At 66.4% G+C, this 3484-nt stretch carries 3 protein-coding genes; 2 read left to right on the top strand and 1 reads right to left on the bottom strand.

The window, feature by feature from the left end; translation table 11 throughout:
• Positions 1–164 precede the first annotated feature (164 nt).
• Together CQ12_RS22975 and CQ12_RS22970 are read left to right on the top strand one after the other, a co-directional pair.
• The gene (locus tag CQ12_RS22975; protein WP_057837578.1) at positions 165–974 is read left to right on the top strand and encodes a hypothetical protein; all 810 of its coding nucleotides are present in this window, start codon (positions 165–167) and stop codon (positions 972–974) included.
• Positions 975–1033: 59 nt separating this feature from the next.
• Positions 1034–1744, top strand: coding sequence for a hypothetical protein (locus tag CQ12_RS22970; RefSeq protein WP_057837577.1), 711 nt, complete (start codon positions 1034–1036; stop codon positions 1742–1744).
• Between the two features lie 80 nt (positions 1745–1824).
• On the opposite strand, the gene mutS is transcribed toward CQ12_RS22970, so the two are convergent.
• On the bottom strand, positions 1825–3484 hold a 1660-nt coding region (mutS, locus tag CQ12_RS22965; protein ID WP_157088412.1), incomplete at its 5' end, for a DNA mismatch repair protein MutS.

Below are 3484 nucleotides of genomic sequence, written 5' to 3'. Positions count from 1 at the left end.
CTGGAGGGGGAGGGTCGGCTCGCATGAGCGAAGCGAAATGCGAGACGGGGTGGGGTAATCTCTCCACTCGGGCACTGTTGGATGTGGAGAGACCGTCACCCCGCCCCGCCGCGCGTTACACGCGCGTCGACCCTCCCCCTCCAGGGGAGGGTAAGAGAATGCCAATGTCCCCCGAACTCACCTTCATCCTGACGCTCGGCCTGCGCATGGCGATCACCGCGGCGTTCGTGGTGACCGCTTCGATCGTCACCGAACGCTCGGGCCCGGTGATCGGCGCGCTGATCGCGACACTGCCGATTTCAGCAGGGCCGTCCTACGTGTTCCTCGCGCTCGATCATGACGCCGCCTTCATCGCCGAGGGCGCGCTGGCGAGCCTGCCGATCAACGCCGCAACGATTTTCCTCGGGCTTGTCTACGTCGTGCTGGCGCAGCGCCATGGCGCGCTGCTCAGTTGCCTCGCGGCGGTCGTCGTATGGTTCGCGCTCGCCGCCATCATCCGCTCGGTGCAATGGTCGTTAGCCGGCGGCTTGCTCGCGAACGCCATCGCTTACGCCATCTGCGTCCCGCTGCTCGCCCGCTATCGCCACGCCAAGATGCCACCGATCCGGCGTCGCTGGTACGACATCCCGCTGCGGGCATCGCTGGTCGCGACACTGGTGGCGACCGTGGTCACCACTTCGAGCTGGGTCGGCCCCAAGGTCAGCGGCATGATCGCGCTTTTCCCGATCGTGTTCACCTCGATGATGCTGATCCTGCATCCGCGCATCGGCGGTCCGCCGACGGCCGCCGTGCTTGCCAACAGTGCCTGGGGTTTGATCGGCCTCGGCATCGCGATTGCGGTGCTGCATGTCGCGGCGCTGCAGTTCGGATCGGCGGTGGGGCTCAGCCTCGCACTCGCGACCTGCATCGGCTGGAACCTGAGCCTGTGGTGGCTCGGGCGCAGGAAGGCCGCACGCGCCGGGTCGCAAGTTTGATGGTTACCGACTGCGACGAGACCCGCTAAGCTGGCACCGAGACCGAACGAGGGCGCGCAGTGGAGGGATTGTACAAGGTCGAGTATGACATCAGCGGAGGCACCGGCCGCAGCGTGCTGTACGCCCATGCCGGAATAATGCTCGGCGGCAATACGGCATTCGCCCACTTCGGCACCTACGAAAATGTGGACAGCGAAATCATCGCCAAGCTGAGGACCCGGCGCCACAGCCCATCGCCACATCGGAGATCGCTGGTCAGTTCCGACGCAGTCACGATCAGCATACGCGGCAAGCCGCAGGGCTACGTCTGGCACTTCGAAGGCTGCGTCGTGGAAGACGCAGGCTCGGTGTTCCGTGCGGTTATGACGCCGCTCGGCAATGACGACATCCCGCCGCCGGGACCGGTCGGTGAAGGCGGTATCGTCAGCGGGCTTTATTCGATCAACATTCGGATGCTGGACGGCATCGCTGGCGGGCAGACCGGCGTGATGCTGCTGAAGGACGGCCGCATCCTCGGCGGCGACGCGTTCTTCTATTATCTCGGTGCCTACACCTCAGCGAATGGCCGCTGGAAGGGCGAGTTCGTCAACCAGGAGCACACCCCAGCAAAGGACGAGCATCCGCTGTTCGGCGGTCATGAGGTTGGCATCGGCTTCTCGGGACGCTGCAGTGCCGAGGGTGCCGAGATCGAGGCGATTGCGCTGGCGGGCAAGCGAAGCATCCGCTTCGCGGCCACGCTAAAATTGATCCAGCCTTTCTCAGCTTCGTAGCCCGCATGAGCGGAGCGATATGCGGGTCCGGTGCCCGCGGCGCCCCGCATATCGCTCCGCTCATGCGGGCTACGGCCTTCTCACCCCTTCGGCAGCTTCGCCTTCAGCGCATACAGCGCCTCCAGCGCTTCGCGCGGCGACATCTCGTCGGGATGCAGCGCCTTCACGGCTTCCACCAACAGCTCCGCCTCGCTCGGCGGTGCCGCTTCCACGGCGGCGCGGGAGGGGACGGCGAACAGGGGAAGATCGTCGGCGAGTGCGCGCGCGGTCTGGCCGCGGTCCTGTGCTTCGAGTTTGGCCAGCACCGACTTGGCGCGGGCGATGACGGCAGGCGGGAGGCCGGCGAGCTTCGCGACCTGGATGCCGTAGGAACGGTCGGCCGAACCGGGTAGCACCTCGTGCAGGAATACGACGTCGCCCTGCCACTCCTTGACGCGGACGGTAGCGTTGAACATCCGCGGCAGTTTGGCCGAAAGCGCGGTCAGCTCGTGATAATGCGTCGCGAACAGTGCGCGGCAGCGATTGGCTTCATGCAGATGCTCGATCGCGGCCCAGGCGATCGACAGGCCGTCGAAGGTCGCGGTGCCGCGGCCGATTTCGTCGAGGATGACGAGAGAGCGTTCGCTGGCCTGGTTGAGAATCACAGCGGTCTCGACCATCTCGACCATGAAGGTCGAACGTCCGCGCGCGAGATCGTCCGCCGCGCCGACGCGTGAGAACAGCCGATCGACGACGCCGATCCGGGCGCGCGACGCCGGTACGTAGGAGCCGATCTGCGCCATCAACGCGATCAGCGCATTCTGGCGCAGGAACGTCGACTTACCCGCCATGTTCGGACCGGTGATCAGCCATATCTGGCCGGATTTCTGCGCAGGCCCCGGCGAGAGATCGCAGGCGTTGGCGATGAATGGCTGGCCGTCGCGTTTCAGCGCCTGTTCGACCACGGGATGCCGGCCACCCTCGACGGCGAAGCCGAGGGAGCCATCGACCTCGGGCCGCACGTAATTATCGTCGACCGCGAGCTTCGCCAGCGCGGTTGCCACATCGAGCAACGCGAAAGCGTGCGCCGCGGCGCGCAGATCGTCGCTGGCGGCGAGCGCCATTGCCGAGAGCCGCTCGAAGACTTCTAGTTCCAGATTGAGCGCACGGTCGCCGGCATTGGCGATCTTGGCTTCGATCTCGCCGAGCTCGGACGTGGTAAAACGAACCTGCCCCGCCAGCGTCTGCCGGTGGATGAAGGTCGCGTTGAGCGGTGGCGCCATCAGCTTGTCGCCATGCTGGGCGGTGACCTCGACGAAATAGCCGAGCACGTTGTTGTGGCGGATCTTGAGCGCCTTGATGCCGGTATCCTCGGCGTAGCGCGCCTGCATCGCGGCGACGACGAGGCGGGAGGCATCGCGCAGGTTACGGCTCTCGTCGAGTGCGGGCTCATAGTTCTCGCGGATGAAGCCGCCGTCGCGCTTGATCAGCGGCAGTTGTTCGGCGAGCGCGCGCTCGAACTCGCGCGCGAGGTCGCGCGAGGGCCGGCGCAAGGCTTCCATCACGGCGATGATTTCCGCCGGCGGCGCTTCGATCTGTGCAAGTCGCGCCAGCGCCTGGTCGGCGGCAAGGACGCCGTCGCGTAAGCCCGCAAGATCGCGCGGGCCCCCGCGTCCGACCGACAGCCGCGCCAGCGCACGCGACATGTCGGGCGCGGCGCGCAGCACGGTGCGGATGTCATCGCGCGCCGCGCTATCGACG

The sequence above is a fragment of the Bradyrhizobium jicamae genome, assembly GCF_001440395.1.
GTDB classification, from domain to species: domain Bacteria; phylum Pseudomonadota; class Alphaproteobacteria; order Rhizobiales; family Xanthobacteraceae; genus Bradyrhizobium; species Bradyrhizobium jicamae.
Note: the sequence above shows the minus strand (reverse complement) of the source record. Positions and strands in the feature narration are given on the sequence as shown.

Excerpts from the sequence above, each read along its gene's own strand:
- CQ12_RS22975 (WP_057837578.1), top strand. The coding sequence starts at position 165 with ATGTCCCCCGAACTCACCTTCATCCTGACGCTCGGCCTGCGCATGGCG.